Here is a 23,942-nt window from a genome sequence, read left to right on the forward strand (position 1 = left end):
ACAACTGCTAATCTAATACAGCCCCTAAATTATTATTTGGGGGGCAACAGATTGTTATCGCATCGGTTTAATCTAAAAGAACAATATAATTCAATTTTCATTTGTCAAATTAAGTTAGACATTTTTAGACATTGCTTTTTTAAGAGCCTCTTTTAAATAAATCAGAAAAACATGGTAAGGGGTTTTATAACCGAGAGATTTTCTAGGTATCATGTTTATTTTATGAGCAATACTGGACAAATATGATTGAGTCATTCCTATAAAATCAGTCTGTTTCGGTAGTCCATGTCGGCGTAATAATCCATTAGAATGTTCATTAAGTCCTCTCTGACTTGGACAGCCTGGATCGGCAAAGAAAATATCAATATCATGTGCATTGGCAATCGTTTTCCAGTCAGAGAACTCTTTGCCTCTATCAAAGGTGATGGATTTAAATAAATGAGGTAGAGTTGAAAAAGAAGACATCCAGCGATTGATTGCCTTTTGTATATCCTGTGCTTTTCGTCCATCTGTTTGTAAGGTAATAATAGCTTTAGACTTTCTCTCAACCAGTGTTATCACCGCACTTTGATGATTTTTCCCTACGATAGTATCACCTTCTAAATGCCCAAATTCTTCCTTAAACGCTGGATAATATTTGGCTCGTTCATGAATATCCCTTACAAAAGCTTGTTTACCCCGTGTTTCTTTTCGTCCATTGGCTCTACGCTTACCTTTCCAAGGTAAATCCTCTTTCTTAAAAACACCTCGTTCCACTAAGCGATATAGTGTTCTCATCGAGCAAGAAATTTTCTTGTGATAGACCCCTTTAATCACATCAAAGTTCCACCCCTTATCCAAATGGGCTTGTATTAACGCTCTCTCTTTTTTGGATAATTGGGTTTTACCCCGCCCACAATAGCACTTATTCTTTTTATACTGTTCATAATACTCATAGGCAGAGTAACCCTTTTTTAACATCGCTATTACCCTATAGATCGTTTGCCTTGATCGATTTAATGCCTTAGCTATATCTATTACTTTTTTACCAATTTGGTAATATGCCTCTATCATAACCAATTCATTTGTGCTAAGATGAGTGTAAGTCATTTATGTTAGTTCCTTTTCAGTAAATGTGGTGTTTATCTGAATCTAATGTAAATGGCTTTTTTTGTCCAGTTTTTTGTCTAGCTTAATTTTACAAATTGGGAATATATAACCCAGAAAAAGAACGAGATGATCATAAAAAAACCGCCCTTTAAGGGCGGTAAAATAAATAATAACCATTTAAGCGCTATTTATTCTTTATGTAGAGAATGTGGCGTATCATCATTATTTAAATCTAAATTAATATGATGAAGCAAATGATCGACTTTTTCTCTTTCCTCTGCCATATTAGGTTCATTATTGTCTGTAGGGATTAGTCCTAATAGCTCGCGATGTCGATGGATTTGGGCTAATCGGTTAATACGACCACTCCTAAGTTGTGTACGTGTATCGTATAGATTTTTAAGGGTAATGGGTTCTCGTTGATCTTGCCATACCCAAATAAGTACGTTTTTAGCATGTTGGGAAAGCTGTGGAAGTAGCTTTTCCATGACATCTGCCTTAGGGATAATACTACCTGCTTTTTCAATGCTATGGCTAACCCAGCCATATAAAACAAAATAAAGAATGATTGTTCCGATTAAAATAAGCCCCCACCAAATATAATTGTTTATACTATTGAGGTATTCCATGACTTGGGTACTATACGTTGCTAAAAAGGCATAGTTTTGTTGCTCACCAAAGGCGAGTATTTGCTTGGCTAGCCAGTACCATACAACTAAACAGACCAGTATAATAATGGTGCGTTGTATAAGACGGGGTACAGCCAATTGGAATAGGGTTTTATTTAAAAGTGAAATATCTGAGTTAGTGATTGGTGTCATGTCAGTTAGTATGCATCAAGAAATAAAATTAACGGCTCGCCAGCAAATGGTGATGACCCTGCAACAACAGCAATCATTGAGGTTATTGCAGTACTCTACTATGGAGTTTGAAGCTGAATTATATAAAATGCTTCAAGAAAATCCAATGTTAGAGTTGGTATCTTTACCAAATGAAGCGAATCAAGAAGAAGATTCTATCCAGTCGATTGATAATACCGATATATCAGATGACTATTCTAACGCATACCGCGTAGATAGTGCAGATTATTTACAAGAGATAAATGCAACGAAAAGTTTGCAAGACTATCTGTTGGAACAATTAAGTACAAGCGCTATTGATTATCGACAAAAAACAATTATCAGCTATTTGATTGGTGATATTGATGACAATGGTTATTTAACAACAGATTTATCGGTACTTACGCAAATATTATCGACTACCTTACAAGAACAAGTCCCTCTGGTAGAAGTAGAACAAGCATTAACAACGCTTCAGCGATTTGATCCTATTGGTATTGCGGCACGTTCCCTCTCTGAGTGTCTTTTATTACAATTAGATAGGCAATATTTAACACAAAAGGTCTCTGATGATGTATTGATAATCGCTAGACAGATTTGTCAATATGGTCTGGAAGCATTAGCACGAGCGGATATAGCCACATTAGAGCAATTAGTTCACGCGGATATTACCCATATTCGTCAAGCGACACAACTGATTCAACAATTAAATCCTAAACCCGGAAAAGCGTATAGTGTTGGAGAGGCAAACTATATTGTGCCTGATTTGTTATGTCAGTTTAAAGAGGGACAATGGGCTATTTACCTTAATCCACAGATATTACCTAAGGTTCGGGTACATAAAGAGTATGAAAGGTTAATTAAAATTACCCATAAAAAAGAAGTGATTAGCCCAGAAATTGCATCACAGTTAAAGCAGGCAAGAGCTTTTTTGGGACAGATGAATCAACGATTTGCAACGATTCTTTTGGTGGCTCAAACTATTATGCAAGAACAATATGATTTTTTTACTCATGGTATGCAAGCGATAAAACCATTAACCTTAAAACAAATTGCGGAACAATTATCCTTACATGAATCAACGATTTCCCGTACGGTTAATCAAAAATATATTGATACCCCTCATGGTATTTTTGAGTTAAAACGCTTTTTTAGTAGTGGACTTAATACACAAGAAGGTAGTCAAACATCTGCAACAGCTATTCAACTCAAGATTAAAGCCTTTATTGAGGCAGAATCAAAAGCAAAACCATTATCAGATAATCAATTAATGGATAAGTTACATCAAGAAGGGATTGAAATTGCTCGCCGTACGGTAGCAAAATACCGAGAAGCGGTTGGTTTTCCTGCGGCATCTATTAGAAAAGCGAAAGCCTTACTTTAATGGCTATCTATCCTAGGCTAGCGATTAGATATTGTCTATCAAGGGATAGATAAAGAAGAGGTTTAAAAACAAATTGTCGTTGTAAAACAACATATTAGCCGTAACATTTAGAAAAAAGCTATTTTGTAATCATAAATGATAATAATTATTAATTGACAAAATAGAAAAAACATATGATAATAGTTCTCAATTAATCAAATTTTATAGGTGAACCATGTACGTTTGTATTTGTAATGCAATTAGCGATAAAAAAGTCAAAGAAGCTGTTGCTAACGGTGCACGCACATTGGCTGATTTACAAGCTCAGCTTGGTGTTGCTACCTGTTGTGGTTGCTGTGCAGGTTGTGCAGAATCTTATCTTGAACCACAAGCAGATGCGTCAGCACTTCAAGTAACAGAGGTTATGCCTTCTTGGAAAGAAGCACTTTAGTCTTCTCATCACTTAGGTTTTTCTTTAAAAAATCTAAATTAAAACCATTCTTATTAGCTTAACAGCCTTTATTTAAGCCATTCTTCTATAAAAGGAATGGCTTGAATGGCTGGGTTTTGCTATGTTAAAATGCAAGCATTCATCATTAAATGGAGCATTAAATGCAAGCACCAGATAAGGTTAATAGTTTCTTAAATAAAATCCTTAAAACAGAATTAACCGCCATTAACCAGTATTTCTTACATGCACGTATGTTGAAAAACTGGGGGTTAGAAGGATTAGGTAAAGCAGAATACAAAAAATCTATTGAAGAGATGAAGCACTCGGATAAAATTATCGAACGTGTGTTTATGTTAGAAGGGCTTCCTAATCTTCAAGACCTAGGTAAAATCCGTATCGGTGAAGATGTGGCTGATATTATTGCGTGTGATTTAGCCTTAGAGCGTGAATTCCATACCGATCTAAAAGAAGCCATTGAGCATATGGAAAAAGTACAAGATTACGTTACTCGCCGTTTATTGGTCGATATTTTAGACGATAATGAAGAACAAATTGATTGGTTAGAAACACAACAAGACTTAATCGAATCACTTGGTTTAGAAAATTATCTTCAATCGCAAATAGAAGATTAATATTAGGGTGATGAGTATTTCTTTATGGTAGGTACTCATCTATCAAATGGATATAAAGGCAAAATAGAAAAGACTATTTTGCCTTTTTTATTGAGTTAAACATAAAGTAGCTATCCTGTCGTACTTACTCTTTGGGTAAAGAGTATAGGTAATTATAAAAGGTAAGTTTTGTAAGTAAGCATACAATAGAAATCCTGATTACCTACTATCCCTTTATAAACCCATTTAGTAGAAGAAAAGTCTTATTTTTTCTCTTCTAATAGATGTTCATAACGAGCATCTGTTAGTGTTTTTAAGAATGCAACCAAGGCATCTACTTTGCGATCATTGAGTACATTGGCTTTTAAATCGGTGTAATTTACTGTATCAGGGACTTCAGGTTCTCCCCATGGTTTCCCTGTTTCTGGGTTAATTTTACGCATGGGGTGATTAAAGTGATCATAGAATAAGATGACAGTACGTAAATCTTTAAAAACCCCATTATGCATATAAGGCCCTGTAACCGCAATATTACGCAGTGTTGGGGTTTTGTATTTTCCTTTTTGCTTAATATCTCCATTAACTTTAGGATTATCTAATAAGCCATTGTCTTTATAATCAGCCCCTAATTGATTTAATGCAATTAATTCTAGGTTGGCTGGAACACCAATATTATGGTATTCAAAATTAGTAAAAATCTCGCCTTCACTGTCTTCTGGTTTAAGTGAATGACAGGTTTTACAATTGACATTATTATTCGAGAAAAATAGGGTTCTTCCTAAATCCTCTAGAGGTGTTAATTCATATTCTCCGCGTAAATAGCGGTCGTATTTAGAGTCAAAAGGGGCAAATTCAGGTGTATGTTCATATGCCATAATGGCATCACCCATGGCATCATAGGCTTTATCGGTATTTGTCCAAATATCATCCCCATATATTTTTTTGAATTGTGCTTGATAGTATTCATTTTCGGCAAGACGGTTGATGATACTGGCTTTATCAGGCATTTGCATCTCAACAGGGTTAAGAGGTGGTTGCCCTGCTTGCTCTGCCATATCTTTTGCCCGACCGTCCCAGAAAGTCCCCCCTTTATAGGTTTGACGATTTTCATCATATGAGAACGGTATATTCCATGCACCATACATAGCAGTAGGGGCATTACGGTTGCCAAATGATTTTCCATCTGCTCCTTCTGATACCATACCATGACGAGTATTAGGGCGATTATCCACAAAAGCATGATTAGGGTTATGGCAACTTGAGCAACTTTGTGTTTGTGGATAAGAAAGACGGGCATCAAAAAAGAGTGCCTTACCAAGCTCAATCTTATCTTTTTGATGCTGATGAGAAGAGGCATGATGTTTGTGTGGATTTGAGGCTGTCTTTTTACCGTCATATTGGTGAGGTGTATGCGTTACTTTTTCTGCATAAACAGGTTGAATACATTGAAGCCCAAGGGTAATGGCGGTTGCCGTCAATAAACGAAAAGTAAACATTATGAAGTCCTTTTTAGACGAATTAAAGCACGAAAAGGCTGAAATAAAAGTTGAGAGACACTTTGGTATTTTTGCATTTCTTGCTGTGGCATACCAAAGGATGGTTTTGTTGAAATTGCCTTGGAAGGTAGCCAGCTATGAAAAAGCTTATCCCATATTGCTAGATAGCCACCATAGTTATAGCGACCATAGCCTTTATAATGATGAATTTGGTGCATAGCAGGAGAGATAAAAAAACGCTCAAGCCACTTGGGGTAAGTAACAAATAAATGAGAATGTCTAAGGTGTGTGCCTAAGAGTGAAAAAATAAAAACAAAACCATTTGCCCCTAATACTGTCCACATATTAATACGAGGACCAAATAAGCTAAGAAATACACCTGTCATAATGCCCACACTGATAGCATAGCGTAAACCAAATAGAAGATTTTCAATGGGGTGAACACGATAAAAAGTGAGTGGATTCAGCAGGGGAGCACTATGATGAACTTTATGAAATTGCCATAGGTATTTATTTTTGTGCATCCAGCGGTGTAGGATATATCGGCTAAAATCACTGACAACAAATAAACAAAGCGTATAAAGAATAGCAATGGCTTCGTAGGATAATGCGGTAATAGGTGTCCCTATATAAGGTGCTAAACCTTTAAAAACCCAAATAGCAATTGTTTTGACAGAGATAATAAGGGGAGCAACTAATCCTACTTTGATTAATGTTCCTATAAAGAAATACCGATAATCCAATAAAGCACTGGGATGCAGTAAATAGGCTTTAAGCTGTTGCCCTAGCGTTTTATCCTGTGATGAAAGGGGGTGTCTATACATTTGATACAGTGTATAGATAAGAGCAATAAGTGCAGAGCTTAGGATATATAACCAGAAAATACGTTGAGCAGGATTGGCTAATGAGCCTTCCCAAAGTTCAGCTAACATAGTACCCTCCGTCTAGTCACCATCTGCATCCAAGACTTTTGCCACTACAGGTAAAGCAGCAATCATACTAATATAGTATTGTTGATAAAGTTGATTGCTAATATCGTATAGTTTATTTGCCTGTGTAAAAAGGGAAGCATCATCTTTAGCCGTTTTAAGAATAGATAAGATATTCTCTAAATTATGATCAATATCTTGCCCTAGTTTGGCTTCATCATATGCGGTTAGAATACTTTGTAAACCATTTTTTTGGGGGTATGCAAATACCTGTTGTTGTGTTGCAAAAATACTGGTTAAGGCAGCACCACTATAACCACTTAGGGCATATTCGGCACGGCGTAAATCAGGTTTATTTTTGTATTTACGGGTTAAACCAGCTACATCACCAATACGCCAATCTTTTGTCGAAAAAATACTACTTGATAAGCTATGTACAATATTGGCTAATGATTTATCAGGCTCGTTAAAAAAGACAGGACGAGCATCTTGATAGGCTTGTGCTATCTCTTTATATTGGGTACATAAAGACTGAGTGATGTAATGGGCAAATTGTTGCTCACGTTCAGTGACTTGCTCATCTTGGAATAAGATATACTCTAAAGCATTAATACTACGATAAGAGTATTTAAATAAGGCAGTTTTGGGATCATTTGTCCCATTAAGCGCTCGTGTTAATTGGGCTTGCCAGTCTTCCTTTCCTTGTTTAAAAATATCAATACGTCCGGGGGTATCTAAAAATTCTTCATTAAGTTCACCCAATATATAGGTGGTTTGAACGGCTTTCCAGTCTTTGATAAGTTGTAAAAAAGGGGGGCGAACCGTATCAACATGATTAATTTTTTGATCACTGGCTAAAGCGGTTGCTAATCGTTCACAAGAAAGGTGGGCAGATTGTGCATTGGGAAGAATGACTTCATCATAAATATAAGTGAGTGGTTGCGTGAGGTCAGGAGCAGCTATACTAGAAGAAAAACTGGCTAAACTTACCATTGTACTGGATAGGCTTAGGCAAATAAATTGTTTAAGATTAAAGTATTTCATTATAAAGACTCCAAAAATTTAAATAAGTCTTGCCGTTCTTGTTCTGAAAGCTGTCGAAAGGCTTCACGTGCTTGTGTGGCTTGACCACCATGCCAAGCAATAGCTTCTGCAAGGGTTCTTGCTCTACCATCATGTAAGTAAAAGGTTTTATAACTATTTCGCCATAAAGGAGCGGTACGCCATTCTGAGGCACTAGCATCAAACTCGGGACGTTGGTCAGCAAGCTCCTCGCCCATATCATGTAATAAGAAATCGCTATAGGGGTAGAAAACTTTGCCCGTCTCCGTGGTTTGCTGGCTTTGATGACAGTGGATACATTGTGATTTGGCAAAAATTTCTTGCCCTCGCTCTATACTGGCAATTACTTTTTGTTGTGCTTCTTGGGAGAGGCCTTGCTGACGTAAACTAGCCTCTCTTTTAGCAGACGATAGGGGTTGAGGGGGTAAGGGTAATTGCCCTGTATAAAAAGCAATAGAATATAAGCGTTGAGTAGATAAATTAAAAGGTTCTTCACCTGCCAAAATACGTCCTTGAGGGGCATTTAGGCAAGCTGTTTGTGCTGGTGTACATGATTCATGTGGAAAGTACAGAGAAGTTAATCCCATATCATTAAGAGCAGCATCAGCTGACTGCATAACAAGATTGGCTTGTGATGCTTTCCAACCAAATTTTCCGACAGTTTTTTCTTTTGAGATAGCATCATATACCCAATTGACTTTGCCTGCTAACCACGGTGTTTGTTCTTGTTGTTTTTGCTGGGTTTGTAGTAGGTGAGTATTAGGAATGGCTTCGATTAAAGATAAACCAATGGTAAAGGGAGCAAGGCGAATACTCGTGCCAGTTTCTTTTGCAAGAGGCCCGTACCCTAAGTTTTGAAGCTCCAGTTCCCAGTATCGTAGAGGCAAAACCGTACCATCATTAAAAATAAAATCTTTTGTTTTAGCATGAAATAGGGGGGTGGCTTCTGCTGCAACACTGGTTATATTATTGGGCGATAATTGATAACCATAAACAGGATCAGGCACGGTAATTTGAGTAGAGTCTCGCTTAGCGTGTTGGCTTGCTTGGCTTAATTTGACAATTAAGTGTTTCCAATTGGGGTTAAAGTCAATTTTTTGCCGTTCTTCCTGTGTGAAACGTGGTTTTTTGAGTTTGGTTTCATGACAACTGACACAGGCATTTGTATTAAATAAAGGGCCTAACCCATCTCTTGCCGTGGTTGAGCTAGGGGCGGCTACCCATGGTAGGTGAAAAAAGGAGCGCCCTTGAGCAAGAGCGTCCTCTTCGGGGAGTAAGTAGGAGGCATTCGCCCACGCATGGTTCATTAGTGTTAAAAAGCCTACTACAAATGTCCAATATAATGTGCGAAATACCATCACTTTCTACTAACCCTCTATTTTGGTTTCTTCTGAATCGGTTACATCCTCTTCTGATAAATTAATATCAAATGCTTTACCGACCGTAATCATTTGATCACCCAAACGGCGCATCTGATTTTTCATGCTCACAATATTGCGAGATTCTTTTTCATGCTCTGGTTTGATTTGGTAGTCAAAATGCATCTGAGAAGAGGCTAAGGTATTTATTTTCTGAATACGCGATTGAATATCATCAATCAGTTTACTTATTGTGGCTTTATCGGTATTTGATAAGCCATCCCATAGAGCAGGGCCTACTTTTTTACCATTCATTTCCCCTTTGAGAATATCCACAAAACCTTGGAAGTTCTGGGCAATATCGCGGTGTGTATTATCAGAGAAGCAAGAATGCTCATCTTCTTCACTTGGGGTGAGAACGGCAACGGCAACACGTTCATTGGCTAATTCAGACTTCATAAAAACACCTAAGCCAGCAATAATTTGGCGAAGTGCTTCTTTAGGGGGAATATTTTTATCGGCTTCTGCCCCTTTGAGCTGTCCTAGTAAAGCAGCACGGTATAAACCTGTATTGGTGTCTTTTGTATCACGTTCAGGAGCCCATGCTTGCGTAATAGTCGTTAAATCAGCCACTAATTTTTCGGCTGCTGCATTAAGGTAGGCTTTGCGGCGATCCGCAAATTGATCACTCGTATAATCGCTAAGTGGTCGCTGACCTGCTGTTGTAGGACCATGTGTGATGGTATCCGCTACAAAGCTATTATAATCTTGGTCTTGTCCCCATAGTAAGAATTCAATGGCATGGTAGCCTGTTGCGACATTGGCTTCACCACCATTTTCATTGAGATCAGTGAGGACTTCTGGGGTAATTGTATCAATATTAACGGCTTTAGCCTCTTCACCTGTAGGGGTAAATTTACCTGTACTATCAATAATATTGCCAGAGGTACGTTTACCATCTGCATCAATGGTATAGTCAATCATCACCTCATCAAGTGGCCATGCATTGATCTGTGATTCAAGGCTACCATAAGCATCTGCTACCCAGCCTTCTTCGGCATCAATAGGCCCATTAGAAAGACGGAATGGCTCTGTTAAACCATAAGATTCTCGTGATTGAAGCCACGCTTTTTTGGCAGTATTCAGCGTGGCTTCAGTCGGTGTTTGTGTAAAGGCTTGTAGAGCAGTTTGTAGGGCTTTAGCATCTTTTAAGCTATCGGCATAGAGTGTATAAGCTTGTTCGGCATAAGTCCCTAGCACTACTGATGGTGAGATGGCATGTGCATGTTGATGAGCAAAAGCGACTGATGTTGTTGATGGAATAATAGTAGGAACTGTCATTAAAATACCGCCCATCACTAAGGCAAGGGATAAGCGATGAAGAGTGGTAGAGTATTTCATTTTTTCTCCTTTTGATAAATAAGAATTATTCTTATTGTATCACTTATATTACTAAGCTTTACACTTATCTTTATCTTTGAAACAATAAGTTAGGTTTAAAGTATAAGTATTATTATTTTGTATGAGCAGTGTTTCAGTTATGCTAGTGGCAGTGATAAGTTGCTATAAAAATTAAAAAGCAGATAAGTGTTGATAGTGCTTATCTGCTTGTTTAATGGTGTAATACGGTTGCTATTACTTGTTATGGGAGCGCCTTAACGGCGAGCAGGGCAGTCATTGACGCGTCCCCATGCTTTATTGGGCCCACAATATTGTTCTCGTACCCTACCAACACAAGAAGCACGCTCAAAGAATCCTAATTGGCGACATTGTGCCAACTCTTGTCGGAAAGCACCTTCCCAGTTTTGAGTTGTGGCGGTTGTTGTTTCCTGCCGTGCTTGTCCTATAGGACGTGTTTTAATCGATTGATTAACTGAATTAGAGACCGTTACTGTCGATGTTGTTGTCGGTACAGTCGTTTCAACAGAGGCGGTTTTCGCAGAAGTAATATTATCTGCTTTGATTGCCCAATCTACCTTAACCTCATTAGTAGGTATGCCCATTAGTCCACTCATCAGTGGTTGAGCGGGCTGTCTCATAATGGGGAGTCCTTTTTCATCTACTGGTGGTGGAGGGTCATCTTTGCTAACGTTAGGAAGGTTTGCTTGCTTAGGAGCGTGTTCAACCAGCCATTCACCAGCTGAAAGTCCGCCAACGGTTGCAGCACCAGCAAGTACAAGTAAAGTAAAAAATAATAAACGCCAACTCATAGAAAAACCTTTTAAAATCAGTGGTTATCATGAAAGACTTGACCACCATGCTCTCGCATTGCGTGGAATTTGATGTCAGGATTTAATTCTTCGGCTACTCTTAATTGTGCCATAGAACTGATTAAGAAAGCAGGTGCATCCACCACATCATAGGCGATATGTTGTGCATTACTTGTCATAAATTTTTTCAAGGCAGCAGGATTATCGCTCGTAAACCAACGTGCCATGGTATAGCGTGAAGGCATCAAACGAGCATCTACACCGTATTCTGTTTTAAGACGATGCACAACGACTTCAAATTGTAATTGTCCTACCGCGCCTAGTAGCAATGCACCACCTGCCGCTTCTGGTCTAAATACTTGAATAGCCCCTTCTTCCCCTAATTGTGTTAGTCCTGTACGGAGTTGTTTACTACGTAAGGGGTCTTTTACCTCGACTGCTTGGAATAATTCAGGGGCGAAGAAAGGTAATCCTGTAAATTGAAGCTGTTCACCTTCGGTGAGTACATCACCTAAGTGTAATACACCATGATTAGGAATACCAATCACATCGCCGGCATAGGCTTCATCAAGTAGCTCTCGCCGTTGAGAAAGAAAGGAAACCACATTATTAGGACGAATTTCTTTATTGGTACGGCTAACTTTTAGACGCATTCCACGCTCAAATCGCCCAGAACTCACACGGACAAACGCCACTCGGTCTCGATGTGCAGGATCCATATTGGCTTGTACCTTAAAAACAACCCCTGTGAATTTGGCTTCTTCAGGTTCTACCACACGCTGTAGAGCTTGACGAGAGCCTGGTTTAGGTGCCCATTCTACTAGGGTATCAAGCACTTCTTGTACCCCAAAATTATTGACTGCTGAACCAAAGAAAACAGGGGTTTGTTTCCCTGCTAAAAAGGCCTCGGGTGAGAAAGAGGGGGTTGCTTCTTGGATAAGCTCAATTTCTTCAAGGGCTTTTTCGTAGTAAGAACCAAATTTTTCTTTGATTAAGGGGTTATGTAAACCGTCAATGGTTTCTTCATTCTCATTTAATCGCTCTTGCCCTGCTTTAAAAAGACGCATACGGTCATGACGAAGGTCAAACACACCACCAAAATGTTTACCCATACCAATAGGCCATGAGAAAGGAATAGCGTCCATGCCTAGATGGGATTCAATTTCACTGAGTAGGTCAAGGGGTTCTTTTACTTCTCGGTCAAATTTATTCACAAAGGTAATAATCGGTGTATTTCTTGCTCGGCAAACTTGTAGTAAGCGAATGGTTTGAGGCTCAATACCATTGGCGGCATCAATCACCATAATGGCAGCATCAACAGCGGTCAGTACACGGTAGGTATCTTCAGAAAAGTCTTGGTGCCCGGGGGTATCCAATAGATTGATAACACAGTCCTTATACTCCATTTGCATGACAGAAGAGGCAACAGAAATTCCCCGTTGTTTTTCAATTTCCATCCAATCTGAAGCCGCATGACGAGAGGCTTTGCGTGCTTTTACACTACCTGCAATCTGGATCGCACCAGAGAAAAGTAATAATTTTTCAGTCAGTGTGGTTTTACCCGCATCAGGGTGGGAAATAATTGCAAACGTACGGCGACGTGCAACTTCTTGTGCAATGGACAAAGATGACATCTTGATATGTGTAATAAATGAAAGAAACGAGTTATTTTAACTCAAAAAAGCTTAGCTGTATAAAGTAAAGAGAAGATGGTTTAAACCTAAGTAATGGTGGCATGTTATTGCTGTTATGTAGAGGAGGTGGAAGAATAGATAAGGTTGTAGATTTCTGTTGTCTTGATGGGAATCAGTTAGTAAGTGTGTTGGATGAATTAAGTGGTGGCGGTTGTTAAATTTTTTTGCGTTTATGATGAATGATTTTGTGTTGTATGAGGAGTAGGTTAAGAATATTTTTTAATTAAATTATTTTTATTTTTATTTTTTTATTTATTTTTTTTTTTTTTGATTTAAAATTATGGACTTTTAGCATTATAGTGTACCTATTTTTGTAGGAAGAGGAATTATGTCTGAATTAAATCATTCAAGCTATGCTGATTTAAACCCAAAATGGCAAAAACGTTTTGCTTTCTTTGACAAATATGGCACAAAAGAAAGTGCACCAGAATATAAAGAAGCCTATAAAGCACTTTCTTTTAAGGATCGTCGCATACAGGGAATGAATTTTTATGCTTTCTTTTTTGGGTTAATCTACTTCTTTATATTAGGGCTTTGGCGAAAAAATCTTGCTTTGATAGGATTGTTTGTTGGTTTATTCCTTGTTTTGGACTTTGGAGTAGATATGTTATCCATTAATATACCAGAGAAAACAATTGATAGAATATTTAACTTGGTAATCATGTGGACTTATGGATCAATAGCCAATAAAGCGTATTATCTACATAAAGTAAAAGGTTCTAAAAGTTGGAATCCTTTTGAGTCATAATCAGGTTATTTATAGCACGCAAAAGCGTGCTTTTTTATGTTGAGTATAGAGGCAATATTTTTTAGTATCTTGTGATAGTGTGCTTTTTCTCTTCCCAAAAAAGCAAAAAAACCTGAGGCTCAGTGCAATGTCTGGATAATCGACAAAGCGTATTGCTACAGGGTGGATTACTGGACAGTGTAAAAATAGATAGAACAGATGTCAAGTGATTTTTAAAGTTAGGTTAATCTAATTAATATAACCTTTAGGTTTATTATGCTCCATAATGATAGTTGATATTTAGGGGGGTATAAAGGGAAGAGGGATAATGGCTGTTTAGTTATGTCTGTATATATTAAGAACCCCTATTCCTTAAAAGATTTTGCAATACGTATCGATAAAAAGTAAAATAAACTCCATATGTCTTGAATCACTATCATCAAGTAGATATAGTATAGGTGTCAATACAGTATCTGGTTCGCTGAAGTGTGTATTTATTTTAATATTTTGATAAAGAGATTTTATTCATGAAAAAATTCCGTCTTTTACTGGCATTATTTATCACTGCTTTTTTAGCTGGGTGTGGTTATAACCAAATTCAAACATTAGATGAGAGTGTAAAAGCCTCATGGTCAGAGACATTGAACCAATACCAACGCCGAGCAGATCTTGTTCCCCAATTGGTTTCTAGTGTTAATGCTTATATGGTGCATGAGCGTGATGTATTAACGCAAGTGGCTGATGCTCGTTCACGAGTGGGTTCTTTGCAAATATCTGCGGATAAATTACCCACTGAAGAAGAGTTAGCTCAATTCCAAGCGGCACAGAGTCAATTAAGCTCGGCGCTTTCTCGTTTATTAGCAGTATCAGAAAACTACCCTGACCTAAAAGCTAATGCTTTATTCCAAGATCTAAATGTACAACTTGAAGGAACAGAAAATCGTATTGCAACCGCACGAGGACGTTATATCAAAGAAGTACAAACCTATAATACGTATATTCGCCAATTCCCTCAAGTGATTACGGCAAAAATTTTTGGCTATTCGGTTAAACCTAATTTTGGGGTAGAGAATCAAGCTGAAATTATGAAAGCCCCTACCTTACAATTTGATAACCGTCCAGCGACAGCACAGTAATGAAACGCATTTTACGATTATTGCTTGGTCTGTTACTACTGGTAAGTGCCAGTAGTCTTTGGGCGCAAGAACCGGCTATTCCTGCATTAAGTAATTATGCAACGGATACGACAGGGACATTAAGTGCAAGTGAGCTTGAGCGACTTAACAGACAACTCAAAGCACTGGATCAAGAAACAGGGTCTCAGATTTTTATCTTAATGATTCCTACGGTGCAGCCTGATACAATTGAAAGCTATGCGGTTCGTGTATTTGAAGCGTGGAAAGTTGGTCGTAAAGGGATTGATGATGGGGTGCTTTTTGTTATTGCCAAAGAAGACAGACGTAATCGTATTGAAGTTGGCTATGGTTTAGAGGGGGCAATCCCTGATGTGGTGGCTTCTCGATTATTAAGAAATACGGTTGCCCCTTATTTTCAACAAGGTCAGTTTGCACAAGGTATTGAGGCGGCTGTTGCTGAGATGACCCAGCTGATTAAAAAAGAAAATTTACCTCAGCAGCAAATACGTAGTGATGATGTTGATGGTTTAGGTTTGGCAGGTCTCGTTATTATTTTCTTTATTGCGTGTATCTTGGCTGTTTTTATACACCCTATTTTTGGCGCATTTATAGCGGGTCAAGTGGCTTTTGGGCTGTTAGAGTCTGCCGTTATTGCTGTTGGGTTGGCAGCTATTGTATTGATTGTTGCTAGTATTTTACGGACTATTTTTAAAGCACCATTAAGTGCAGTCAGTAAGCAACTGAATTCAAGTAATGCACGTCGTCGCCATAATCCTTGGAAGAATGGAGGTTTTGGCGGAGGCTTTGGCGGCGGTGGTTTTGGTGGTTTTGGGGGCGGCGGCTTCGGTGGAGGCGGTGGCGGCTCAAGTGGTGGCGGAGGTGCTTCAGGTGGCTGGTAAGTGGTTAAATCAAATGGGGCTGACACAATTTTATGGGGTATATTTAAAACATAAATTTTTTACAGATGCCCTATTACAAAGGCTAAGTGAAGCGATTCAAGCCAGTGAACAAAACCATGCGGGTGAATTAGTCTTAGCGATTGAGGTGCAATCCCCTAAAGATAATTTATTAAGTCATGAGCGGGCATTAGAGGTATTTGGTCGCTTAAAGGTATGGGATACACCTTATCGTACGGGTGTTTTGCTGTATCTAAACCTCTCTTTACAAACGATAGAGATTATTGCAGATCGTGGTATTGAGGTCTCTAATACGGTTTGGGAAGAGGTTTGTACACAATTATCGCAACATCTGGCGAATAAGGACTATGAGAAAGGCTTGCAAGAAGCGATAGTAGCGATTGAGCAAGTATTGATTAATGCTTGTGGGCATCTGCCTGTGAATACACCTAATGCGCTATCGGATAAACCCGTAGTATTATAGTGGTAATGGTTACGGCTGTATTTTAGTGATATTTTAGGGCTACCATTAAGTGAGAAGTAGCCCTATTATTTCTTTATCACCTATCAACTATTTAAATATTAAAACTGTTTACTCAAGTTATTTATCGCTTGTTCTCTATCAGCACTGTTTTCAAAAGAAGATGACATACTTGACCATGAGGGATAGGCACGAGCCAGGTGAATGCTTTCAGGGAGCTTGCCTGTTTGCCATTGTGTCAGTGTGGACTGATCTAAGGTGATTTTATGTTGGGCAGCATGACCTCTTTTTTCAAGAATATCTATTAATTGTAATCCCCGTAAACCAAGTAATCGGATAACCGCATCATCAACACTTAATTCTTCATAGCCTTGGATTTTACCGATTAGTCGTTTGCCTACTTTATCAAATCCTTGCCATACACTCCCTACAACACCCCCTAATAAAGCGGCTGCTCCTAGACTTAATCCCCCTGTAAAAACATCGATAGTTGCCCCTGCTGCTGCCCCAGCCGCAAAGCCTTTACCCACTTGAATGCCCATATCGACCAAGGCATCAGGGTGAAATAAGTCCATTCCCCAGCGTTCCCCTTGAATGGGTAAGGGTTGTGCTGGGTAGTCTTGTTCTGCAAATCGGTAGTGTTTTAGTATATCCTTGATAAATTGATGCTCTCTTTTTCGGATGGTCTCTTGTAGAAAAGCCGATTGTACTTGTAGGCTTTCAGCATCTGTTTGGGTACTGACTTTGAAAGCCGCCACATCAATTAAGGTGCTTGCTAACATTGTAAAGGCAATGCGTTTGCGTAATTGACGTTGTTGTTTAATTTGCTCTGCTAGGGTGGTAAGTGATGGTGAGTGTTTATCTAAGACAAGGGCAAGTTTTTGATAGAGTTGTTCCTTTCCGTCTATGGCAGGTGCAACAGTATCAAATTCAATACTCATGTGAATCCCTAATCGAGCAAGGGTATCTCGCCATGCAGTGAGATGATTTTGAGGACTATGAATAAAGTTTAAAATGGCAATCAGTGGTTTACCACATCGGGCAAGAATGGCTAGCTCATCTTTATGTTTTGCCAAAACAGGGTCGCGAATATCGACTACATATAGCCCTGCATCACATTGTAATAGCTGACGTAATACGCGTGCTTCTTGTTCAAATCGACCGTGGCTTTCAGGGGAAGTTAAGAAATAGTGAATACTATCAGGCCCATCTAGTCGTTTGGGGTGGGATTGTTGTAGTTGATCCAGATAATCCCATAAGCCTATACTGTCTTCTATACCGGGTGTGTCATGCAGTTCAATCGTGGCTTGATTATCTATCTGAATTGTTGCCCCTTCTACATGGCGTGTTGTGCCGGGTGCATTTTGTACCTCACCAAAAGCCCGATCTTCTAGTAAGGTTCGCATTAAAGAGGTTTTACCTGTATTGGTATGACCAACAATAGCAAGACGGAGTAAATCAGGTGTTGTCATAAGGCTATCCATGAAGAAAGCTGTTGAGGGTGAGTGAAAAGTCGTGATCGGTCAATACCAATATCGCTTAGTGTTTTTTCCCATAAAGATAGACGGTCTGAAGAAGACGATGTGGTATATAAATAAACGGCTATTTGTTGGCTGTATTTTGCTATATCACGTATAAAATAGGCAATTCCACGATCAGGTGTTTGGGTTGCATCACAAACCAATAATAAGTCTTGTATAGGTTGTTGGATAAGCTGATCGAGTAGTTGATGGCGATCTTCTCGTGATTCAATATTACCTGCTATACTGACCGAGTGATGAAAGGTTAATGAATGTAGTATATCTGGTGTCGGTAGTTCTATGCCAATAACGATGCGTTGCGTTGTCCATTGTGTAATGGTGGAGCTTGGTTCAATCGTTGGTAGTGTATAAGGCGTTGCTGGACTATCTGTTCCTATCCGTTCTGTCTGTAGCTGAAAGCGTTGTGCCAGTGTGGCATATGCTGGTGAAGAAAGGTCGATAGACAGATGTTGAATACTTTTTCTGGTGCGTAATAAACAAAAGAGTAAACTGATAAAACGTACGAATACGCCCCAAATAAGGACTTGCCCCAGTAGCCAATAAGACCAGCTTTTTTGTATATCTACCGTATTATCAGCAGATGAGATCACCATCGTATCGGGTATCGGAAAACCAAAGAAAGAGGGAACTTTACCGAGTAAGTGGGTGAGTGTTGTAAATGTTTGCTGGGATAAGATAGTGGTTTCCCATGCAAAGGTGTAGGATTTGCCTGTCCAGAGTATGAGCAGTGTCAGTGAGGCAGTTGTTAGTATGATAAGCCAAAAAGCATGGCTCAATGTACCTAGTATCCAGCGAATAGCCTTTGCTTGTTTTAAGGCAGAGATAAAAGAATGCGCCACCAACGAGGTATGGGGGCTACGTGCCATTTTTTGGCTTAACCATAACCAGCATTTTCCTAGTGTTGTCTGTGGTGTTTTAAAAAAAGATAATAGCCATAATAAATAGGTAATGGCATGTAAACCAAGTAGTGCTGCAAGGGCAAGTGCTAGGTTAATATGGTTTTGCTGGGTAGCACTGAGTGCAAGGCTAATACCTGTTATCACTCCAAAAAAGGCTAAGAGGTAAAGGGCTAAGGAGGCAGATTTTGTCCATTGTTGAATGATGGTTAATATGCCTTCTCGTTGGGCGATAAGCGTGGCTCGGCGTATGATTTTGTTTTCAATGCTGGGAGAGGTGTCTCGTTGTAATTGACGCATAATGGTGCTGTCATCCAGCGGCCCCCAGTTTTCTTCTTTTTGCCGAATGGTTTCGGTTATCCAAAAATCGTTAAATTGCACGGTGCTTATATGATAAAAATAAAGGTAGGCTTTATTTTAACCTAGAATTTATTTGGGTTTTAGGGGAGAATTGATTATTTTTTATCAAGAGATAATATTGCTTAATCATAAGATTAACTATTTTAGATATGAAGTATTTTTATCATAAGTATCGTATTTATTAAAAATATGTTTCTACAGTGTATAACTATTTATAACACTTATAAAAATATACCATTAAAACCCACTCAATAAAAAAGCTAACCAAAAGGGGACAATCAGGCTTAGCACAGCACCAATATAAATAGCGAGTGCAATAGCATGATTACCTGCTGCTTTTTTAATAATCGGGAGGGTGGTATCCATGGCGGTAGCCCCTGCAATAGCGATAGAGGGGTTAGGGTATAATGCTCCCATAAAGAATAAAACAACAATAGCGATAATTTCTCTAAAGAGATCAGTCAATACGGCAATTGCCCCATAAAATTCTCCCCACTCTGCCGTTACCATTGCCCCTGATAGGGAGAACCAACCAAAGCCACCTGCTAAAACAAGGCCTTGTTGTAACGTGAGATTCATCATCCATGCAAGTAGCATACCGCCAAGAGAAGAGGTTATCAGAATAGCAATAGGCATTAAGAGGAGGGGTTTATGGATAGTCTTAAATGAAAATGGGGCATTAATAATATCAACCCCTATAATAAACAGTAAAAGGTAGAGAAAGGTATTTGATGAGGGCATGAATGAGGTATTCCAACCCAGATACACTAACCCTTGTGCCAATACATCACCTAAGATAATAGCGAGTAATGCAAAGGCACATTCTTTGAGAATATGCCAAATGCTCAGTAGAGAGACTTTATTTTTCTGTTTTTTAATGGGCTGTGGATATAAGAGATAAATACCGATACCGACAAAGAAACTACACCCAATAGAAAAAATAAGTGCTAATTTAATGACATCAACAATATTCTGTAAATTTTCTACCACCAAGCCAAATTTATAGCCAATAGCAAAAAGAAGTACCCAGATAAAGGGAGATAATAATTTAACAATTCGACAAGAGAGTTGTTCTGATCCAAATCGTCCTACAATCATACCCACGAGAAGGGAAAGAAAAATAGGATACAATGCCATCAGAATATCAATCATAAGTGTCTCTTTATAGGGTGTGATGTTGTTCTACTATTGATTTTAAACGTGTTTTATGGGTGGTAGTCCATTCGTCTTTTGTCATGCTATAGACAACAGAATCCCTGACGGTACCATCTCGCCGTAATTGATCGCCTCGAATAATGCCATCTTTTTTAGCCCCAAGACGTTCAATCGCTTTTTGAGAGCGTTCGTTTAGAATATCGGTTCGCCATGCCACGACATTTGCCTTTAGACTTTCAAAAGCATAATAGAGTAAAAGATATTTGGCGGCAGTATTTGCAAAGGTACGTTGGTAGGACTGGGCATACCAGGTATAACCAATATGTAAACGCGCACATTCAGGAATAATAGAATAATAGCGTGTTGTACCAATAATTTCTTTGGTTTTGGCATCTCTAATTGTAAAAACCAGTGCTTTTCCTTGTGCTTGTTCATGTAAAGCCTGTTTGATATATTGTGCTTCTTGGTCTGGTGCAGGCACGGAGGCATAATGTATTTTCCATAGTTCACCATCTTCTGCTGCTTTGGCTAATCCCGGCTCGTGGGCGGGTTTCATTGGTTCTAAAATAAGCCCAAATCCCTCTAATTGCACAGGGTGAAAGGGAAGCGTAAATGGTGTAACGGTGGTCATGTGAGAGGTTTCCTTTTGTGAAATATGGATGCTGTCGTGTGGTGGATAGTAAAAAGATAATGACTACGATGTGTATTCTCGAATAATTTCTTCGGCTAAATAGGCATCACTCAAGCAATGTATATCGGCAATTCCTTCGCTCATTAATTCATAGGTTTTTGAACGCATAAAGTAATCTAGTGCTTGGGCTAATGAGATATGTAATTGCTCTGCAAGTAATACAATAATTCGGGCATACTTGCGTTGTAAGAGAACAGGATTTGCCATCATAATATTTCACTACCTTTGAAAATAAGATGTTGATTTAAAATGGTTTGATTAAGAAAACAAATTTGTTGATTATTTTCTTCATATGTAGAATAAACTAGCGTTGTTTACATTATTTTAAGATAATAGTACGATGAATATACACAAAAACACTCGCTTATTACCTCGCCAAAGAGAAGAGATTTGGCTAGCTTACACGCAAAACAAACAAAATGTCACTTCTTTAGCGAAAGAATACAAGGTTTCTCGCCCCACCATCTATAAGATACTCAAACTCGCTCGTGGTCGATTATTAAAACCTCAGACCAGTATCAATAATCGGTTTAGACAGGCTAAATTTGGGATTAAACGCTTAGCCAAAGTAGAAAAGTCCATCCAAGAACGATTAAAAAAACAAGCCAAACGCTATAATAAATCCTATCCTGGCGAGATGGTTCATGTCGATACAAAACGCTTGCCTTTACTGAAAGGACAACACACGCAAAGTCAAAGGGAATATCTGTTTGTGGCTATCGATGATTACTCGCGTGAATTATATGCGGCTATTATGCCAGATAAAACCGCCTTTAGCGCAGCTACGTTCTTAACCCAACATCTGATAGACCCTTGTCCTTATACCATAGAGGTTATTTACTCGGATAATGGAACAGAATACAAAGGAACAAAAGAACATGAGTTTGGTAAAGCCTGTTATCAACATCATATCAATCAAAAATTTACTAAAGTCGCCAATCCTAAAACCAATGGAAAAGCAGAAAGGGTGATTAGAACCTTAATGCAAATGTGGCATGATAAACATGAATTTACCGATAGCCAGCATAGAAAACAGGAGCTTACCCGATTTATTAATTTCTACAACACCGTAAAACCACATAGTGCTCTTGTTTACCAAGATCAACTTGGTCATAAACGGACACTGACACCTTACGAATATTTAGAAATTTATTTTGCAAATAGTGTAAACAACGCTTGAGTTTCTAACACTTCATACATTAATCGACCTGATGCTTCCTGTTTTGTAATTAAGTTTTCTGTGAGTAATTCAATTGTATTAAAAATACGGTCATTGGCTACCCCTCCCAGTATAATATCAAAAGTTTCAACAGCAATACCTATACGATTGGCTAAGATAAAATCAAGCCATTGTTCACTATAAGAATAAAATGTTTTAGTGTGAAACTGTGTAAATAAGGTTTCATCAAATTCATAGTAATTAAGTACGGCATTTTTCCTAAGCGTTTGAAACGCATCGTCCAATTAATGGCCTGTTGCTTAATCGGTATTGTATAAAAACCTTGTCCGAAGTCTAAGTTTTTGCGTGAAAAGGTAATATTGGGTTGAGTAACTTCTACTGTTGAGCCATGGTACAAAATCATAATAAATTCTTCTCTTGCATTAAACCAATAATATCTTCCACTAAATAGTCCTTGCCAAGCGTATGTAATATTTCGTAATTTGCCACAATATAATCTTGTAATAAACCACTTTTTGCTAATTTTTGATAGATTAAAGTAGTTGGCATACAAAGTTTTTTAGCAATAAAATCAATGCAAAAGAGTACAAACTCAAGCTCTTGTTGGTGATGAATTTGAAATGTTGTGCCAATGTCTTTCATACTGTTTTACTAAAAACTAGCCGTAGTGTTTAATGGGATATATTTTTATTTATTTTAATGGAATGTTTTTCTTTAAGTTTACCACCTATAGGATATGTTTACTAGCCATTAAGGAAAGGGTATAACTATCTTATCAACTTAAATAGGGAATGTAGGCAGAAGGACTTAATTATATGGTATCTACCTAATGCTCTACGCATACAATTAAAAGTAGTTAAGTAAATTTGACTTTTTGTGAGATGATTTTATAATGAAATTTTTATAAACAAAAAAGAGAGGTAAGACAATGCGTTCATTATTTATTGCCATCAGTTTAGCCATGGGGGTTTCAAGTGTCGCCCTTGCGCAATCCTATCAAGAAATCAAAATTGGTACGGCACCAGCCTATGCGCCTTTTGAGTACAAGAATGAACAAGGTGAGTTGGTAGGGTTTGATATCGATGTTGCACATGCTATCTGTGAGCGATTAAAAACCAAATGTGTTTGGGTTGAACAACCATTTGAATCGTTGATGCCTGGTTTGCAAGCGCGTAAGTTTGATATTATCCATTCAGGTCTAACACATAATGCCATGCGAGAAAAGGTGATTAATTTCTCAGAAGATATTTATGCGATTCCCACTCAATTATTGGCAAAAAAAGGCAGTGGTTTTGAGCCAACGGTAGAGTCGCTTAAAGGCAAACGGGTCGGTGCTTTACAAGGGAGTGCACAAGAAGCCTATGCTAAACAAGAATGGGGGAAGAAAGGGGTAAAAATTGTTTCTTATACCGAGCAAGTACAGACCTTTATCGATTTAGCCGCAGGACGAATTGATGCCGCGATTATAGAGAAACCAAATGGTTATGCTGGCTTTTTGAGTAAACCTGAAGGGCAAGATTATGAATATGTTGGAGAGCCTTTAGAGCATCCTTTATTAGCGAATAAAATTGGTATTGGTTTGCGTAAACAAGATAAGCAATTAAAAGCGGATATTGATGCCGCTATTTTGGCATTACGTCAAGAAGGTGTTATTGCTAAATTAGCAGAAAAACATTTTCAAGCAGGTGAGTTAAACCTACTGGATTAGTAAGGATAGTCTATTATCTTTTTATACAAAAAGATAGTATAAATTCTTACGGATGTGATAGTAAAAGTG

24 protein-coding genes and 1 pseudogene are annotated in these 23,942 nt (G+C 38.3%); 9 read left to right on the forward strand and 16 right to left on the reverse strand.

The window, feature by feature from the left end; translation table 11 throughout:
* Window positions 1–114: 114 nt before the first annotated feature.
* Together F9B76_RS07250 and F9B76_RS07255 are read right to left on the reverse strand one after the other, a co-directional pair.
* A complete protein-coding gene (locus tag F9B76_RS07250) occupies window positions 115–1,089 on the reverse strand; it encodes an IS30 family transposase (RefSeq protein WP_159991512.1) in 975 nt (324 codons plus the stop codon).
* Window positions 1,090–1,277: 188 nt separating this feature from the next.
* Entirely contained in the window at window positions 1,278–1,910 is a 633-nt protein-coding gene (locus F9B76_RS07255; protein ID WP_159991513.1) for a hypothetical protein, read from the reverse strand.
* Between F9B76_RS07255 and rpoN the strand changes: the two genes are divergently transcribed.
* The 3 genes from rpoN (at window position 1,909) to bfr (ending at window position 4,374) form a co-directional block, all read left to right on the forward strand.
* Complete coding sequence (gene rpoN, locus F9B76_RS07260) at window positions 1,909–3,312, forward strand: RNA polymerase factor sigma-54 (protein WP_159991514.1); 1,404 nt, start codon at window positions 1,909–1,911, stop codon at window positions 3,310–3,312. The two genes, F9B76_RS07255 and rpoN, sit on opposite strands and share 2 nt — an antisense overlap.
* A 214-nt stretch (window positions 3,313–3,526) precedes the next feature.
* Window positions 3,527–3,742: a (2Fe-2S)-binding protein gene (locus tag F9B76_RS10370; protein WP_159991515.1), complete on the forward strand. Its 216-nt coding sequence runs from the start codon at window positions 3,527–3,529 to the stop codon at window positions 3,740–3,742.
* Between the two features lie 161 nt (window positions 3,743–3,903).
* Complete coding sequence (gene bfr, locus F9B76_RS07270; RefSeq protein WP_159991516.1) at window positions 3,904–4,374, forward strand: bacterioferritin; 471 nt, start codon at window positions 3,904–3,906, stop codon at window positions 4,372–4,374.
* A gap of 242 nt (window positions 4,375–4,616) precedes the next feature.
* On the opposite strand, the gene F9B76_RS07275 is transcribed toward bfr, so the two are convergent.
* From F9B76_RS07275 to F9B76_RS07305, 7 genes are all read right to left on the reverse strand, one after another.
* A complete protein-coding gene (locus F9B76_RS07275; RefSeq protein WP_159991517.1) occupies window positions 4,617–5,849 on the reverse strand; it encodes a cytochrome-c peroxidase in 1,233 nt (410 codons plus the stop codon).
* Window positions 5,849–6,781 (reverse strand): sterol desaturase family protein, encoded by a 933-nt coding sequence (locus F9B76_RS07280; protein ID WP_159991518.1) that lies wholly within the window; start codon window positions 6,779–6,781, stop codon window positions 5,849–5,851. The genes F9B76_RS07275 and F9B76_RS07280 overlap by 1 nt, the downstream gene beginning before the upstream one ends.
* 12 nt (window positions 6,782–6,793) lie before the next feature.
* Window positions 6,794–7,822: an imelysin family protein gene (locus tag F9B76_RS07285; RefSeq protein WP_159991519.1), complete on the reverse strand. Its 1,029-nt coding sequence runs from the start codon at window positions 7,820–7,822 to the stop codon at window positions 6,794–6,796.
* The gene (locus tag F9B76_RS07290; protein WP_243140621.1) at window positions 7,822–9,198 is read right to left on the reverse strand and encodes a di-heme oxidoredictase family protein; all 1,377 of its coding nucleotides are present in this window, start codon (window positions 9,196–9,198) and stop codon (window positions 7,822–7,824) included. The genes F9B76_RS07285 and F9B76_RS07290 overlap by 1 nt, the downstream gene beginning before the upstream one ends.
* A gap of 9 nt (window positions 9,199–9,207) precedes the next feature.
* Window positions 9,208–10,599 (reverse strand): imelysin family protein, encoded by a 1,392-nt coding sequence (locus F9B76_RS07295; RefSeq protein ID WP_159991520.1) that lies wholly within the window; start codon window positions 10,597–10,599, stop codon window positions 9,208–9,210.
* 254 nt (window positions 10,600–10,853) lie between these two features.
* Entirely contained in the window at window positions 10,854–11,408 is a 555-nt protein-coding gene (locus F9B76_RS07300; protein WP_159991521.1) for a hypothetical protein, read from the reverse strand.
* A gap of 17 nt (window positions 11,409–11,425) precedes the next feature.
* Entirely contained in the window at window positions 11,426–13,033 is a 1,608-nt protein-coding gene (locus F9B76_RS07305) for a peptide chain release factor 3 (protein WP_201289387.1), read from the reverse strand.
* A gap of 397 nt (window positions 13,034–13,430) precedes the next feature.
* On the opposite strand from F9B76_RS07305, the gene F9B76_RS07310 reads away from it, so the two are divergent.
* From F9B76_RS07310 to F9B76_RS07325, 4 genes are all read left to right on the forward strand, one after another.
* Entirely contained in the window at window positions 13,431–13,850 is a 420-nt protein-coding gene (locus tag F9B76_RS07310) for a DUF2628 domain-containing protein (protein WP_159991523.1), read from the forward strand.
* A 506-nt stretch (window positions 13,851–14,356) separates the two neighbouring features.
* On the forward strand, window positions 14,357–14,965 hold the full coding sequence (locus F9B76_RS07315) for a LemA family protein (RefSeq protein ID WP_159991524.1): 609 nt from the start codon (window positions 14,357–14,359) through the stop codon (window positions 14,963–14,965).
* Window positions 14,965–15,864 (forward strand): TPM domain-containing protein, encoded by a 900-nt coding sequence (locus F9B76_RS07320; RefSeq protein ID WP_159991525.1) that lies wholly within the window; start codon window positions 14,965–14,967, stop codon window positions 15,862–15,864. The genes F9B76_RS07315 and F9B76_RS07320 overlap by 1 nt, the downstream gene beginning before the upstream one ends.
* Entirely contained in the window at window positions 15,758–16,345 is a 588-nt protein-coding gene (locus F9B76_RS07325; RefSeq protein WP_243140622.1) for a TPM domain-containing protein, read from the forward strand. The genes F9B76_RS07320 and F9B76_RS07325 overlap by 107 nt, the downstream gene beginning before the upstream one ends.
* A gap of 98 nt (window positions 16,346–16,443) precedes the next feature.
* Here F9B76_RS07325 and F9B76_RS07330 read toward each other — a convergent pair whose 3' ends face one another.
* The 5 genes from F9B76_RS07330 to F9B76_RS07350 form a co-directional block, all read right to left on the reverse strand.
* Entirely contained in the window at window positions 16,444–17,814 is a 1,371-nt protein-coding gene (locus F9B76_RS07330; protein ID WP_159991527.1) for a DUF3482 domain-containing protein, read from the reverse strand.
* Window positions 17,811–19,160: a DUF2868 domain-containing protein gene (locus F9B76_RS07335; RefSeq protein ID WP_159991528.1), complete on the reverse strand. Its 1,350-nt coding sequence runs from the start codon at window positions 19,158–19,160 to the stop codon at window positions 17,811–17,813. The genes F9B76_RS07330 and F9B76_RS07335 overlap by 4 nt, the downstream gene beginning before the upstream one ends.
* 216 nt (window positions 19,161–19,376) lie before the next feature.
* Window positions 19,377–20,291, reverse strand: coding sequence for a LysO family transporter (locus F9B76_RS07340; RefSeq protein WP_159991529.1), 915 nt, complete (start codon window positions 20,289–20,291; stop codon window positions 19,377–19,379).
* A gap of 10 nt (window positions 20,292–20,301) precedes the next feature.
* The gene (locus tag F9B76_RS07345) at window positions 20,302–20,925 is read right to left on the reverse strand and encodes a GNAT family N-acetyltransferase (protein WP_159991530.1); all 624 of its coding nucleotides are present in this window, start codon (window positions 20,923–20,925) and stop codon (window positions 20,302–20,304) included.
* Between the two features lie 63 nt (window positions 20,926–20,988).
* Window positions 20,989–21,195: a DUF3791 domain-containing protein gene (locus F9B76_RS07350; protein WP_159991531.1), complete on the reverse strand. Its 207-nt coding sequence runs from the start codon at window positions 21,193–21,195 to the stop codon at window positions 20,989–20,991.
* A 130-nt stretch (window positions 21,196–21,325) separates the two neighbouring features.
* Here F9B76_RS07350 and F9B76_RS07355 point away from each other — a divergent pair, with 130 nt between their 5' ends.
* Window positions 21,326–22,165, forward strand: coding sequence for an integrase core domain-containing protein (locus F9B76_RS07355; protein ID WP_159990754.1), 840 nt, complete (start codon window positions 21,326–21,328; stop codon window positions 22,163–22,165).
* Here the strand turns inward: F9B76_RS07355 and F9B76_RS07360 are convergent.
* Both F9B76_RS07360 and F9B76_RS07365 read right to left on the reverse strand, forming a co-directional pair.
* A pseudogene (locus F9B76_RS07360) lies at window positions 22,135–22,568 on the reverse strand (DUF3990 domain-containing protein). The gene F9B76_RS07355 and the pseudogene F9B76_RS07360 overlap by 31 nt on opposite strands.
* Window positions 22,565–22,807 (reverse strand): DUF3791 domain-containing protein, encoded by a 243-nt coding sequence (locus F9B76_RS07365; RefSeq protein ID WP_159991532.1) that lies wholly within the window; start codon window positions 22,805–22,807, stop codon window positions 22,565–22,567. Before F9B76_RS07365 ends, F9B76_RS07360 begins: the two are co-directional and overlap by 4 nt.
* A 286-nt stretch (window positions 22,808–23,093) precedes the next feature.
* Between F9B76_RS07365 and F9B76_RS07370 the strand changes: the two genes are divergently transcribed.
* Window positions 23,094–23,873 carry a transporter substrate-binding domain-containing protein gene (locus tag F9B76_RS07370; protein WP_159991533.1) on the forward strand — a complete coding sequence of 260 codons (780 nt, stop codon included), beginning with the start codon at window positions 23,094–23,096 and terminating at the stop codon, window positions 23,871–23,873.
* Window positions 23,874–23,942 lie beyond the last annotated feature (69 nt).

The sequence above is a fragment of the Pelistega ratti genome (genome assembly GCF_009833965.1).
Lineage (GTDB): Bacteria > Pseudomonadota > Gammaproteobacteria > Burkholderiales > Burkholderiaceae_B > Taylorella > Taylorella ratti.